This window comes from Streptomyces sp. NBC_01465 (assembly GCF_036227325.1).
Lineage (GTDB): Bacteria > Actinomycetota > Actinomycetes > Streptomycetales > Streptomycetaceae > Streptomyces.
This window is the reverse complement of record NZ_CP109467.1, coordinates 3,273,171-3,287,474: the sequence shown is the minus strand read 5'-3', so window position 1 is coordinate 3,287,474 and position 14,304 is coordinate 3,273,171. Positions and strand designations below refer to the sequence as shown.

The 14,304-nt window shown below is 71.4% G+C and carries 8 protein-coding genes; 7 read left to right on the top strand and 1 reads right to left on the bottom strand.

The genetic code is table 11. The features are described from left to right. The first annotated feature begins 6 nt into the window (after positions 1–6). Positions 7–1,722: a glycerol-3-phosphate dehydrogenase/oxidase gene (locus OG707_RS15335; RefSeq protein ID WP_329118478.1), complete on the top strand. Its 1,716-nt coding sequence runs from the start codon at positions 7–9 to the stop codon at positions 1,720–1,722. A gap of 4 nt (positions 1,723–1,726) precedes the next feature. Here OG707_RS15335 and OG707_RS15330 read toward each other — a convergent pair whose 3' ends face one another. Beyond that, a complete protein-coding gene (locus OG707_RS15330) occupies positions 1,727–2,812 on the bottom strand; it encodes a serine hydrolase domain-containing protein (protein ID WP_443071337.1) in 1,086 nt (361 codons plus the stop codon). 229 nt (positions 2,813–3,041) lie between these two features. On the opposite strand from OG707_RS15330, the gene OG707_RS15325 reads away from it, so the two are divergent. The 6 genes from OG707_RS15325 to OG707_RS15300 all read left to right on the top strand — a co-directional run bounded on the left by OG707_RS15325 (position 3,042) and on the right by OG707_RS15300 (position 14,292). Next, entirely contained in the window at positions 3,042–4,886 is a 1,845-nt protein-coding gene (locus tag OG707_RS15325) for a serine/threonine-protein kinase (protein ID WP_329118477.1), read from the top strand. A gap of 143 nt (positions 4,887–5,029) precedes the next feature. Continuing rightward, positions 5,030–7,426: a protein kinase gene (locus OG707_RS15320; protein ID WP_329118476.1), complete on the top strand. Its 2,397-nt coding sequence runs from the start codon at positions 5,030–5,032 to the stop codon at positions 7,424–7,426. A 107-nt stretch (positions 7,427–7,533) separates the two neighbouring features. Further along, entirely contained in the window at positions 7,534–9,165 is a 1,632-nt protein-coding gene (locus OG707_RS15315; RefSeq protein WP_329118474.1) for a serine/threonine-protein kinase, read from the top strand. 61 nt (positions 9,166–9,226) lie between these two features. Beyond that, complete coding sequence (locus OG707_RS15310; RefSeq protein WP_329118472.1) at positions 9,227–10,831, top strand: serine/threonine-protein kinase; 1,605 nt, start codon at positions 9,227–9,229, stop codon at positions 10,829–10,831. A gap of 71 nt (positions 10,832–10,902) precedes the next feature. Further along, the gene (locus OG707_RS15305; RefSeq protein WP_329118471.1) at positions 10,903–12,555 is read left to right on the top strand and encodes a serine/threonine-protein kinase; all 1,653 of its coding nucleotides are present in this window, start codon (positions 10,903–10,905) and stop codon (positions 12,553–12,555) included. Positions 12,556–12,684: 129 nt separating this feature from the next. Beyond that, a complete protein-coding gene (locus tag OG707_RS15300) occupies positions 12,685–14,292 on the top strand; it encodes a succinic semialdehyde dehydrogenase (protein ID WP_329118470.1) in 1,608 nt (535 codons plus the stop codon). Positions 14,293–14,304: the final 12 nt, after the last annotated feature.

Sequence of the window (14,304 nt, the reverse complement as noted above, 5' to 3'; positions counted from 1 at the left end):
GCAGCAGTGAGGACAGCGACACTGGGACCCGAGGAGCGCGCGGCTGCGCTCGCCGGGATGGCCGAGCGGGAACTGGACGTGCTGGTCGTCGGCGCGGGAGTGGTGGGCGCGGGGACGGCGCTGGATGCGGTGACCCGGGGGCTCTCGACGGGGCTCGTGGAGGCGCGGGACTGGGCGTCGGGGACGTCCAGCCGGTCGAGCAAGCTGATCCACGGCGGGCTGCGCTATCTGGAGATGCTGGACTTCGCGCTCGTACGGGAGGCGCTGAAGGAGCGGGGGCTGCTGCTCGAGCGGCTGGCCCCGCATCTGGTGAAGCCGGTGGCGTTCCTCTATCCGCTCCAGCACAAGGGCTGGGAGCGGTGGTATGCGGGGAGCGGGGTGGCGCTGTACGACGCCATGTCGGTCTCCTCGGGGCACGGGCGCGGACTTCCCGCGCACCGGCATCTGACGCGCAAGCACGCGCTGCGGGTGGCTCCCGCGCTGAAGAAGGACGCCCTGGTCGGGGCGTTGCAGTACTACGACGCGCAGATGGACGACGCGCGCTATGTGGCGACGCTGGTGCGGACGGCGGCGAGCTACGGGGCCCATGTGGCGAACCGGGCGCGGGTGATCGGGTTCCTGCGGGAGGGCGAGCGGGTCGTGGGGGCCCGGGTGAAGGACGTGGAGGCGGGCGGGGAGTACGAGATCCGGGCCAAGCAGGTCGTGAACGCGACCGGGGTGTGGACGGACGACACTCAGGCGCTGATCGGGGAGCGCGGGCAGTTCCATGTGCGGGCGTCCAAGGGCATTCATCTGGTGGTGCCGAAGGACCGGATCCACTCGACGACCGGGCTGATCCTGCGGACGGAGAAGTCCGTTCTGTTCGTGATCCCCTGGGGCCGGCACTGGATCGTGGGGACGACCGACACGGACTGGGACCTGGACAAGGCGCATCCGGCGGCGTCGAGTGCGGACATCGACTATCTGCTTGAGCATGTGAACTCGGTGCTTGCGGTGCCGCTGACGCGGGACGACGTGCAGGGGGTGTACGCGGGGCTGCGGCCGCTGCTGGCCGGGGAGTCCGATGCCACGAGCAAGCTCTCGCGGGAGCACACGGTGGCGCATCCCGTGCCGGGGCTCGTGGTGGTGGCGGGCGGCAAGTACACGACGTACCGGGTGATGGCGAAGGACGCGGTGGACGAGGCCGTGCACGCGCTGGACCAGCGGGTCGCCGAGTGCGTCACGGAGAACGTGCCGCTGATGGGAGCCGAGGGATACAACGCCCTGTGGAACGCGCGGGCGCGGATCGCGGTGCGGACGGGGCTCCATGTGGCGCGCGTCGAGCACCTGTTGAATCGGTACGGGTCGATGGTCGAGGAGGTCTTCGAGCTGATCGCGGGGGATCCGTCGCTGGCGGATCCGCTGGGCGGCGCCGACGACTATCTGCGGGCCGAGGTCGTGTACGCGGCCTCGCACGAAGGGGCCCGGCACCTCGACGACGTACTCACCCGGCGCACGAGGATCTCGATCGAGACCTTCGACCGGGGGACGCGCAGTGCGCGGGAGGCGGCCGAGTTGATGGCGAAGGTGCTCGGCTGGGACAAGGAGCAGATCGAGAAGGAGGTCGAGCACTACGAGAAGCGGGTCGAGGCGGAGCGGGAGTCGCAGCGGCAGCCGGACGATCTCACGGCGGACGCGGCGCGGCTCGGGGCTCCGGACATCGTGCCGCTGGACACCCCTTGAGGCTTCAGGGGCAGAACTCGGCTTCCAGGACGGCTCGTTCGAGCGAGGGGGCCGGTTCGGTGTCCGAGTTGAGGCGGAACGTGACGGTGTGGCGGCCGTCCCCGGTGGTGGCGGTGCGGACGTAACTGCCGGTGATGCGGCCGTTGTGCCCCCAGACGGTGCGGCCGCAGCTGAGCCGCTGGGGAAAGACGCCGAGTCCGTAGCGGCCCTGGGCGGGCGTGGTGTTGAGGAGGTCGGCCAGGGCCGGGGCGGGGAGGAGGCGGCCGCCGAGGAGGGCTGAGTAGAAGTGGTTCAGGTCGGCGAGGGTCGATATGAGCTCGCCGGCGGCGCCCGCGGTGCGGGGGTCGACCAGGGTGGTGGCGTCCCGGCCGGGGGCGCTGAGGGAGTAGGAGCGGCCGTACGGGGAGGGGAGGGTGCGGCGGGCGCCGGGGAACGAAGTGCCCGTGAGATGCAGGGGGGTGAGGATGCGGCGGGTGACCTCGGCCGCATAGGAGCGACCGGTGACCTGGTGGACGACCAGCCCGAGGAGCACGTAGTCGGTGTTGGAGTACGCGTAGGAGCCGATACGGGTCGGGGAGTGCGCCAGGGCGGTGTGGAGGGCGGCAAGGGGGGTACGCGGAGCCGAAGCACGGGCGGCGGTGGAGTGGGTGTAGTCGTACAGGCCCGCTGTGTGGGAGAGCAGGGCGCGCAGTGTGATCCGGCGGCCGTCGTTGCCGTGGCCGCGGACGAGGTTCGGGAGGTGGCTCTCGACGGTGTCGGAGAGGCGGAGCTTGTGCTCGGCGGCGAGTTGGAGGACGACCGTCGCGACGAAGGTCTTGGTGATGCTGCCGGCCCGGAAGTGGTCGGTGCGGCGGACGGCGGGACCCGTGGTGACGAAGCGGGAGCCGGTGGAGGGGCTCTGGGAGAGGAGCGCCGCCGCCGGGGCGGTCCCCGCGGAGACCAGGCGCGAGAGGGCGGTGGTGCTGGGGGAGGGGCCCGGCTCGGGGGACGTGGCCGAGGCGGCCGCACCCAGGAGCGAGGCAGCGAGCAGGGCGGGGACGAGCAGGCGGGGAAGCAGTGAGGAGCAGGGAGATGGCGTGGGGACGGGCACGGTGGGGATCCCTTCGGCAGGGTCATGATGGACCACGGGGCGAGTGCGTGGGGAGTTGGGGCACGGGGCGCCTGCGGGCCGTGAGCGCGGTGGGGGTTCCCCTGGTGGGGGCATGGTGGGCCTCTTGTGTGCCGGTTGTGCGGGTGGGCGTGGACCCGGGGCCGTCATCGGTCGCGGAGTGAGAGACAATGGACGCTCTGCCAGGGCGGGTTGATCGCAGAGGGGACGCATGTCGGAGGCGGAGCAGGCGAAGGACACCGAGGGGCGTCTCCTGGCTGGGCGGTACCGGCTCGGAGAGGTGCTCGGCAAGGGCGGCATGGGCACGGTCTGGCGGGCCGTGGACGAGACGCTGGGCCGCACCGTCGCCGTGAAGGAACTGCGGTTCCCCTCGGCCATCGACGACGACGAGAAGCGCCGTCTCATCACGCGGACGCTGCGTGAGGCGAAGGCGATCGCCCGGATCCGTAACAGCGGGGCCGTCACGGTCTACGACGTCGTGGACGAGGACGACCGGCCGTGGATCGTCATGGAGCTCGTCGAGGGCGGATCGCTCGCCGAACGGGTCCGCGAGGACGGCGTGCTGACGCCCCGGCGTGCGGCCGAGGTCGGCCTCGCGATCCTGGACGTGCTGCGCGCCGCGCACCGCGAGGGGATCCTGCACCGTGACGTGAAGCCGTCCAACGTGCTGATCGCGGAGGACGGCCGGGTCGTCCTGACCGACTTCGGGATCGCGCAGGTCGAGGGCGACCCGTCGGTCACCTCGACCGGAATGCTCGTGGGAGCCCCCTCGTACATCTCGCCCGAGCGGGCCCGCGGGCACAAGCCGGGGCCCCCTGCGGACCTGTGGTCGCTGGGCGGGCTGCTGTACGCGAGCGTCGAAGGCGTGCCGCCGTACGACAAGGGCTCGGCGATCGCGACCCTGACCGCGGTGATGACCGAGCCGCTCGATCCGCCGAAGAACGCGGGCCCGTTGGAAGAGGTCATCTACGGCCTGCTCGCCAAGGACCCGGACCAGCGGCTCGACGACGCCGGTGCGCGGGCGCTCCTGACCGAGATCGTCAACGCGCCCGAGGTGGCGGCGAAGACGGCGGAGGTGCCGGCGGACGCGACGCGGGTCGTTCCGCTGCCGCCGGTGCCGGAGGAGAAGAAGAAGCCCGTACGGCCTGCGAAGACCGGCAAGTCGGCCAAGGAGACCGCCGATGCGGCCGCCGAGCGGCTGCGCAGTGCGCTGAAGTCCGTACGGAACGAGAAGGCGGTCCCGGCTGCGGCTGCGGCTCCGGGCGCGGGTGCTGTTGTTCCTCCCGCGCGGACCACGCCGGTGCGGGCCTCGCTCACCGACGTCGTACCGCGGCGCACCCTGGTGATCGCCGCGGTCGTCGTCGCGCTGGCGGTGCTGGGGACGATATTGGCGTTCACGCTCGGCGGGGACGACAAGGGCGACAAGGGGAAGTCGCCTGCCGTCACGGCCTCTTCGTCCGCCGGTGCGTCGTCCGGGAAGGGCGAAGGCAAGGGCAAGGGCAAGGACGAGGAGAAGGACAACTCGGGGAAGGGCGGCGGTCAGGGGACCGGCGAGACTCCGTCCGCCCCGGAGAGCTCCGGCGCGAGCTCCGACCCCGGCGGCGAGAACGCGGGCGGCGGGGATGCCGCCGTCACCACGTACCACCACGACCAGGGGTTCTCCATCGGGCTGCCGAAGGGCTGGAAGTACCAGTCCACCGGATCCGCCGGTGCACGCTTCACCGGCCCGGGCGGGCAGAAGCTGCTGGTGGGGTGGACGACGACCCCGAAGAGCGACCCGGTGGCCGACTGGAAGTCCCAGGAGTCGTACATGGTCCGGGACAGGTACGAGCGGGTGCGAATAGAGAAGGTGGATTACCGCGGCTGGAACACGGCCGACTGGGAGTTCACCTATCAGGACAACGGGACGAAGTTCCGGTCCGTGGACCGCGGGTTCGTCGTCAACAGCAAGCTCGGTTACGGGCTGATGTACACCGCGCGGGCCGCCGACTGGGGCAGCTCCGAGCGCAGCGAGACCTGGAAGACCTTCGCCACGACCTTCGAGCCGAAGTCCTGAGCGGAGCAGTTTCACCGGCAGATTCGTAGTCCGGGCCCGGAGCGGGGGGAAACACGTATCGTGAGTGCCCACGGCCCTTAAGTAACGACAACGGGTCGCAGAGCGACTGGATTTGACCGCACGAGACCTCAGGGGGAGGCGTCGTGGACGAGTATGCGGGTCGGGTGCTCGCTGACCGGTACCGGCTTCCGCTGCCGCCCTCCGACGCCTTCGAACTGGTCGAGACCCGCGGCTTCGACACCTACAGCGGGCAGGAAGTGCTGGTCCGCCAGCTGCCGTTGCCCGAGGTCGTCGAGGCGGAGATGCTCGACGGGGGCGGGGTGCCAGGACCCCGGCAGGGCGTCGGCCAGGGGCGCACGACCCTGCGGGCCGCCGATCCTGTCGTACGGCGTGCCATCGAGGCCGCCGAGGCGGCCGCCCGGATTCCCGATCATCCGCGCCTCGACCAGGTCTTCGACGTCTTCGCCGAGGGCGGTTCGCTGTGGATCGTCAGTGAGCTCGTCGCCGCACGACCGCTGGCCGCACTGCTGGCCGAGCGGCCGCTGAACCCGTACCGGGCCGCCGAGATCGCTTCCGATGTGCTGACTGCCTTACGGGCCCTGCATGTTCATGGCTGGACCCACCGGAACATCACCGCCCGCACGGTGCTGATCTGCGACGACGGACGTGTCGTGCTGACCGGACTCGCGTCGGGCGCGGCCGAGGAGGCGCTGTGCGGGTACGACCCCGTACCGCCCGAAGAGGATGACGGCGAGGCGGAGGAGGAGGCCGGTGCCGCCGCGCGGCAGGCCGCGCTGGCCCCGCCCGTCGAGCAGCAGGCGGCCGAGGATCCGCGCGCCGCGCGCGCCGGGGCCATAGCCGCGTACCGCGCGGGCGCCCGGGCCGCCGCCCGCGCCGCGGAGCTGCCCCCGGCTCTGCCGCCCGGATACGGACCCGCGGCGGGCAGCCCCTACGGCCCCGTCGAGCAGGTGCCCCCGGCCGCGCCCCCCGGGCCGCCGCCCCCGCGCCGTGCCGAACTGGCCGGCACCTGGAGCGACGAGGCGCGCGGTGGCGGCAGCGGCGCGGGCAGTTGGCACGGGGCCGCACCCCGCTCCGGCCGCTCCGGAGTCGGCGAGGGGATGCACGCCGACGAGTTGCGGCAGGCAGCAGGGCCCGGGCCCGGGACCCCGGCCGTGCCGGAGCCCCCCGCGCACACCGGACGCTGGGACGAGGCGCCCGCAGCCCCCGGCAGCACCCGCCCCCGCAGCGGCCCGGCCACACCGCTGGCCGCCGAGCGCGCCCGGCAGGCGCGGATCACCGTGGTGGGGGCCGTCACCGAGCGGTGGGCGCCCGAGCAGGCGGGCCCCGTGCACGAGAACTGGCAGCTGGCCGCCCCCGTCGGGCCCGCCACCGACCTCTGGGCGCTCGGCGCGCTGCTGTTCCGGGCCGTGCAGGGCCATGCCCCCTATCCCGAGGAGAGCGCCGCCGAACTCGTACAGCTGGTCTGTGCCGAGCCGCCCGCCTTCGCCGAGGAGTGCGGCCCGCTCCGGCCCGTCGTCGAGTCCCTGCTGCGCCAGGACCCCACCGAACGTCCGGACGTCGAGGAGCTCCGCGGCTGGCTGCGTTCGCTCGTCAGGTCGGCTCCCGAGCCGGAGGCCGGACAGCAGGTCGTGCCGCTGCCTGCCGCCGACGCGACGAAACTCCCGGTGATCCGGCGCAGGGGCGAGCTCGTACGGAGGAAGAAGCGCGGGTCCCGCCAGCCGGTGGCCACCGCGCACGGACGCCACCGCCAGCAGCACGGCAGGCAGCGGCTGCCGAAGGCGGAGAAGGCGCAGAGGGCACAGCGGGCACCGAAGGCGCAGCGGACGCAGCGCAAGCCCCGTTCGCTGGGGCGGATGCTGCTCGTCGTGATCCTCGTCGTCCTGATCGCCGCCCTCGTGTACGCGATGAAGTTCATGCCCAAGGCATCCGACGACGACGGGCAGCAGAAGGTCGGCAGCGCACCCGCGCCCAAACCCACGCCGACCGCGTCCGCCACCCCCAGTTCCGCGCCGGAGAGCAGCTCACCGCCGCAGAACACCCCGTCCACCGAGAGCGACTCCCGTCTCCCCGCCGGATACGGCCTGCGCAACGACCCCGCCGGCTTCCGGATAGCCGTCGACAAGTCGTGGACGCGCCGCGCCGCCAACTCCAACGGGCAAATCCGTTACCTCGGCGGGGACTTCGAGCTGGTCGTCGTGCCGGGCCGGGACACCGTCAAGGCCGACGGCAGCGACCCGATGGCGTACCAGAACAACAAGGAGCGCGAGCTGCAGCCCTTCCGCGACTCCTCCTGGTCCCAGGCGAGCGGCCTGCGCCGGATCGACGTGGGCCAGCAGGCCATGGCGGAGGGGCAGTTCAGCTGGCAGGACAGCAGCGGACGCCAGGTGTACGTCCGCAACCTCGCCATGATCATCGGCGGCAAGTACCACATCGTGCAGGTCATCGGCCCCGATGCCCAGCGGGACAAGGTCACCGAGATCTACCAGCAGGCGAGCGCGACTTACCGCGTCGGCACCTGAACACCCCGTAGTCGCAAGCGTCACAGTGCGGTATCACAGACCGACCCGAGGTTCCATGCCCGAACGCCCCTCCGTAACCTGGCCTTCGAGGAACGGGGCAAGGGCGCGTGGAACACACTCGGAACACCGGACACACCGAAAGCGCGGATCTGCTGCTCGCCGGGCGTTACCGGCTGGGCGAGCTGATCGGCCGCGGGGGCATGGGCAAGGTCTGGCGCGCCCACGACGAGGTGCTGCACCGCACCGTCGCCGTAAAGGAGCTGACGGCGGGTCTGTTCGTCTCGGAGGCCGACCGCACCGTGCTGCACGCGCGGACGCAGAAGGAGGCGCGCGCCGCCGCCCGGATCAACCACCCGGGTGTCGTCACCGTCCATGACGTCATTCCGTACGACGACCGGCCGTGGATCGTCATGGAGTACGTCGACGGACCCTCCCTCGCCGACGCCGCGAAGGAGAGCGGAGCCCTCGCCCCGCGCGAGGCCGCCCGCATCGGCCTCCACGTCCTCGGCGCGCTCCGGGCCGCGCACGCCGCGGGTGTGCTGCACCGTGACGTCAAGCCCGGCAACATCCTGCTCGCGCGCGACGGTCGCGTCCTGATCACCGACTTCGGGATCGCCGCGATCGAGGGCGACTCGGAGATCACCCGGACCGGCGAGATCGTCGGCTCCATCGACTACCTCGCCCCCGAACGCGTCCAGGGCGAGGCCCCGGGGCCGGCCTCCGACCTCTTCTCGCTCGGCGCCACGCTCTACACGGCCGTCGAGGAGCGCTCGCCCTTCCGCCGTACGTCACCGATCTCCACCCTCCAGGCGGTCGTCAACGAGGAACCGCCGCCGCCCCAGCAGGCCGGCCCCCTCGCCCCCGTCATCACCGCCCTCCTGCGCAAGGACCCGGCGGAGCGGCCGAGCGCCGCCGAGGCCGAGCGCATGCTGCTCGACGCGATGGAGGGCCGGACGCCCAAGCAGGCGCAGGCGTTTGTACCGACGCAGAACGTGCCCAGGGAGATGCTGGAAGGGGCTACGTCCCAACTGGTGCAGACCGTCCCCGAGTCCGCCGCTCCCGCGCGGGCCGGCGACCGCAAGCGCCACCCCTGGCGTACGGCTGTGATCGGTGCGGTCCTGGCCGCGGTGATCGGCGGCGGGGTGGGCCTCGGCATCATGAAGTACCAGAACGACAAGGGCTCGGGCGGCGGCGGCACAGGCGGTGTGACGCAGGGTGCGCCCTCCGCCCCGGGGACGGGGACGGAGACCACTCCGAAGAAGGACCCGCCGAAGAAGAACCCCGACGGGCTTCCGGCGGGATGGGTGAAGGTCAAGGACCCGGCCGGCGTCTCGCTCGCCGTGCCGAAGGGCTGGATCCGGCAGATGGACGGCCAGCAGATCGACTACACCCCCGACGGCGGGGACCACCGGATACGGATCAGTGTCGACAACGCGCCGGACTTTCCCAACTCCTACATGCACGCGGTGAACAGCATCGAACCGCAGCTCGGCCGGCTGCCGAAGTACCACCGGGTCACGCTGCACGAGAACACCTTCCGCGACAACCCGGGTGTGCTCTGGGAGTTCACCTGGACCGAGACCAAGGACCATCCGGGCAAGCGCCGCGCGATCGACCAGCTGTACACGGTCAACGGCGGGAGCGTGGAGTACGCGATCTACATGTCGGGCCCGGTGCGGGACTGGCAGAAGACGCGCGCGCAGTTCGACATCGTCCTGCGGTACTGGCAGCCGAACTAGGCGGTCGAGGCGGTCCAGGCGTGCGGCATGATGGCCGGAAGGTGACCTTGGGGGAGAAGTCATGTCACAGGAGACGCACAACGGACGTCTGATCGCGGGGCGCTACCGGCTCGGCGGCCGGATCGGCCGGGGCGGCATGGGCAGTGTCTGGCGTGCCACCGACGAGCTGCTCGGTCGCGAGGTCGCGGTCAAGGAGCTGCACCTGGGTGCGAACGAACCTGCCGCGGCCGCGCTGCGCGAGGCGCGGGCGGTTGCCCAGATCAAGCACCCGCAGGTGATCGTCTTGCATGACGTGGTGGTCGATGCGGACGAAGTCCCTTATATCGTGATGGAGTTGGTCGTCGGCGGTTCGCTCGCCGACCGGCTCACCGCGCAGGGTCCCGTCGGTGTCGGCGAGGCGGCGCGGATCGGTCTCGCGCTGCTCGGCGCGCTCGGAGCGGCCCATGCGCGCGGGGTTCTGCACCGCGACATCAAGCCCGCCAACATCCTCCTGGAGGAAGGCGGCCGGGTTGTCCTCACCGATTTCGGGATCGCACAGCTCGCCGGGTCGACGACGATCACCGAGACCGGGGCGTTCGTCGGCTCGCCCGAATACACCGCGCCGGAACGCATGCAGGGCGCGAAGGCGGGTCCCGAGGCCGACCTCTGGTCGCTGGGCGCGCTGCTGTGCGCGGCGCTGAGCGGCCGCACCCCGTTCCACCGCGACTCCCTGGGCGGTGTGCTGCACGCGGTCGTCGCCGACGAGATCCGGCCGCCGGCCGAGGCGGGGCCGCTGCTCCCTGTCGTACGGGGGCTGCTGGAGCGTGATCCGGCGCGCAGGCTCAATGTGGCCGACGCCGAGCGGCTGTTGCGCCCGTACGCGGGCATGGGTGCGGCCCCGGTGACCCCTGTGCCGGCCCCGGACACGGCGACGCAAAGACTGGCCGTGTCAGTGGCTCCGGCGCCGTCCCCGTCACCGCCGACACCGTCGCAGCCGCGGTCCCGCCGGTCGGTCCGTATCGCGGTCGTCGCCGTAGCGGTGCTGGTGCTGGCAGGGGCCGGCATCGCCCTGACCGTCCTGCGCAACGGCGACAGCACCGGCAAGGACGGCGGTACGGACAACCGTGCGGGCCAGAGCTCCACTTCGGCCCCGTCCGTGACCCGGTCCGCCTCGGCCTCCCCCACTCCCACTCCCACGCCCACCCCCAAGCCCTCCCAGAAAACCACCCCGTCCTCGGACCCCTCGAACACCGGCTATCGCACCGCCGCCGACCCCGCTGGTTTCAGTGTCACAGTCCCCACTGACAGTGCCCGGTCCACCGACGGCAAGCGCGTCTACTACACGACCCCCGACAAGGCGTTCTATCTCGGCGTCCTCAAGGACGCATCCACGGGTACCAGCCCCCTCGACACGGCGACCTTCGCCAACTCCGGCGGCCCCGACCTCAACCCCGGATACCGCGACGGAAAGGTCGTCGCGACCAAGCACAACGGGCACGCGGCCGCCCTCCGGGACTACACCTGGGACGGCGAAGCCAGGACGGACGGTCCGGTCCACGTCTACGAACTCAGCTGGGACGAGGGCGGCCAGTCGTACAGCGTCTGGTTTCAGGGCCCACTCAGCAAAGTCACCGACACCAAGCGGTACTTCGACACCGCCGTCGACTCCTTCACGGTCTCGCACTGAGTTGTCACGGGTTTGCATCCCCTCACCGACCACAGTGGTATCGGCCACCGCCTTTCGGTCAGGATGTGCCCATGACCAACGATGGGGGACGGGCCAACGAGCCCACGAGCTACGGCCTTCACCCGCCGGAGCCGAACGGCGCGCAGGTCCCGCCGCAGAACAGCACACCGTACGAGCCGACCCAAGTGGCACAAACGCCCCAGGATCCTGACGCCGGACGCCTCATCGGCGGCCGCTACCGGCTCCTGTCCCGCCTCGGCCACGGCGGCATGGGCACGGTCTGGCGTGCGCACGACGAGGTCGTCGACCGCGATGTGGCGATCAAGGAGCCGAAGGTTCCCGAGAACCTTCCCGCCCGCGAACGCGACAACGTCTATCTGCGCATGCAGCGCGAGGCCCGTGCCGCCGCCCGGATCGACCACCCCTCCGTTGTGACGATGCACGACGTGGTCATCGAGGACGCCAAGCCCTGGATTGTCATGGAGCTGGTCCGCGGCCAGTCCCTCGGCGACCGCCTCCAGGAAGGCACCCTGGACGTACGGGAAGCCGCCCGCATCGGCGTCGCCGTCCTCGGCGCGCTCACCGCCGCGCACGAGGCCGGCGTACTGCACCGCGACGTGAAGCCCGACAACGTGCTGCTCGGCCGCGGCGGCCGCGTCGTCCTCACCGACTTCGGCATCGCGCAGGTCGAGGGCGAGCAGGGCCTCACCGAGACGGGCGCGTTCGTCGGTTCGCCCGAATACATCGCCCCCGAGCGGGTGTTGGGGCAGCGCCCTGGCCCCGAGTCGGACCTCTGGTCGCTCGGCGTCGTCCTGTACGCGGCCGTCGAGGGCATGTCCCCGTACCGCCGCTCGCACACCCCCTCCACCCTCCAGGCCGTCCTCTCGGCCGAGCCGCAGATGCCCGCCCGCGGTTCGGGGGCCTTCGGCACGCTGGTCATGCAGCTGCTCCGCAAGAACCCGGCCGAGCGCCCGAGTGCGGCCGAGATCCGCGAGACCCTCGAATCGGTGGCGCGCCCGCCGGCCGCGGCCGCCCTCGCCGCGACACAGGTGTACGGGGCTGCCGGCGCGACCGGCATGACAGGGACCAGCGTCTGGGTCCCGCCTGTACTGCACCGCAACCGCAAGGCCCAGTACGGCCTGGGTGCGGGCGTGCTGGCCGTCGCCGTCGCGCTCGTCCTGATCTTCGCCAACCCCTTCGGCGGCGGCGGAACCCCCGCGGGCTTCCTGGTGCGCCCCGAGAGCGAGGTGCTCAAGGCGGACATAGCGGTGCCCAAGGACTATCTGCGGGTGCAGGACACCGGCAGCTCGGCCACCTACATCACGTACTACGACCCCAGTGACGTCTTCTCCATCTACGTCGAGCGGATCGACCTGGCGACGGCCGACAAGGACACGCTCGACGCCAAGGGCGAGACCTGGAAGTCCCACTACGAAAAGGGCGGCAACAACGGCACCGAGCTCGGCAAGGCCACGGTGACCCTGAAGTCGGTCGACCACCAGGGCGCGAAGGCATCCGAGCTGATCACCGACTACCAGGACACGTCACCCTCCTCCACCAACCCGATCACCCACCGTTTCCACGAGCTGATCGTCCCCGGCAAGGACGACGGCAAGGTCTACTGGCGGCTGAGAGTCGCGGGACCGGCCAAGGGGTGGGCGGCGAAGGAGGGCGACAAGCTCTTCACCGAGATTGCCGACAACTTCGAGATCAACGAACTGTGAGGACCGATGGCGGGACAAGCCCCTGATCAGGGCTTATTCCGCCATCGATCACTGGCGCGGTTTGTGGGGACCCTGAAAAGCTATTACCAGTGGGTACCCAAAGCGCCCGCTCAGGCATAACCTCGCCCCATGACGGACTCGCAGGCTGCCCTCGGCACCAATCCGATAGCCCCCGCACCCGCAGGCGCACGCACCGCGGCGGACGTGGTCACCCCCGAGGTGATCGCGCACCTCACGCGTGGTGTTGTCGGCAGCGGCCGTACGGCCAACCACACCCCCTTCACCGGGGAGAAGCTGGCCGACCTGCCCGAGTCCACCCCCGAGGACGTCGCGACCGCCTTCGACCGCGCCCGCGCGGCGCAGTCCGCCTGGGCGGCGACCCCGGTCCGCGCCCGCGCCGCCGTCCTCCTCCGCTTCCACGACCTGGTGCTCGCCCGCCAGTCGGAGGTCCTCGACCTCATCCAGCTGGAGACCGGCAAGGCCCGCCTCCACGCGCACGAAGAGGTCCAGGCCGTCGTCGTCGCCGCGCGCCACTACGGCCGCAAGGCCCCCTCGTACCTGAAGCCCAAGGGCCACACCGGCGCCGTCCCGACCCTCACCAAGGTCACCGAACTGCGCCAGCCGCGCGGCGTCGTCGGCCAGATCGCCCCCTGGAACTACCCCTTCGAGCTGTCCGTCGGCGACGCGCTCCCGGCCTTCGTCTCCGGCAACGCGGTCGTGATGAAGCCCGACACCGAGACGGCGCTGACCGCGCTCTGGGCGCGCGACCTGCTCATCGAGGCCGGTCTTCCGTCCGAGGTCTTCCAGATCGTCCTCGGCGAAGGCCCGGTCGTGGGCCCGGAGTTGGTCAAGCACGCGGACTACGTCTCCTTCACCGGCTCCACCCGCACCGGCCGCGAGGTCGCGCAGGGCGCCGCCGCCCGCCTGGTCGGCGTATCGCTGGAGCTCGGCGGCAAGAACGCCATGCTGGTCCTCGCCGACGCCGACATCGAGAAGGCGGCGGCCGGCGCGGTCCGCGCCTGCTACTCCTCGGCCGGCCAGCTCTGCATCTCCATCGAGCGGCTGTACGTCCACGAGTCGATCGCCGACGAGTTCGTCGACCGGTTCGCCGCGCGCACCAAGGCGATGCGGCTCGGCACCTCGCTCGCGTACGGCGCCGACATGGGATCCCTCGTCGGCGAGCGCCAGCTGGAGACGGTCAAGCGCCACGTCGAGGAGGCCGTCGAGAAGGGCGCGAAGCTCGTCGCGGGCGGTGTGCACCGCACGGACATCGGCCCGCTCTTCTACGAGCCGACGATCCTCGACGGTGTCGAGGCGCCGATGTCGGTGTGCGCCGAGGAAACGTTCGGCCCCGTCGTCTCGATCTACCGCTTCTCCGACGAGGACAAGGCGATCGCCGAGGCCAACGCGACGCCGTACGGCCTGAATTCGAGTGTCTGGACCAAGGACGCCAAGCGCGGCCACGCGGTCGCCGCCCGCCTCCAGACCGGCACGGTCAACATCAACGAGGGCTACGCGCCCGCGTACGGCAGCGTGCAGTCCCCGATGGGCGGCATGAAGCAGTCGGGGCTCGGCCGCCGGCACGGCTCCGAGGGCATCCTCAAGTACACCGAGGCGCAGACGGTCGCCCATCAGCGGATCATGCCGATGGCCCCGTCCTTCGGGATGACGGACGAGAAGTACGCGGCGTTCATGACCCGCAGCCTGAAGGCAATGAAGGCCCTGCGCCTCCGCTAATTCTGAACGAGG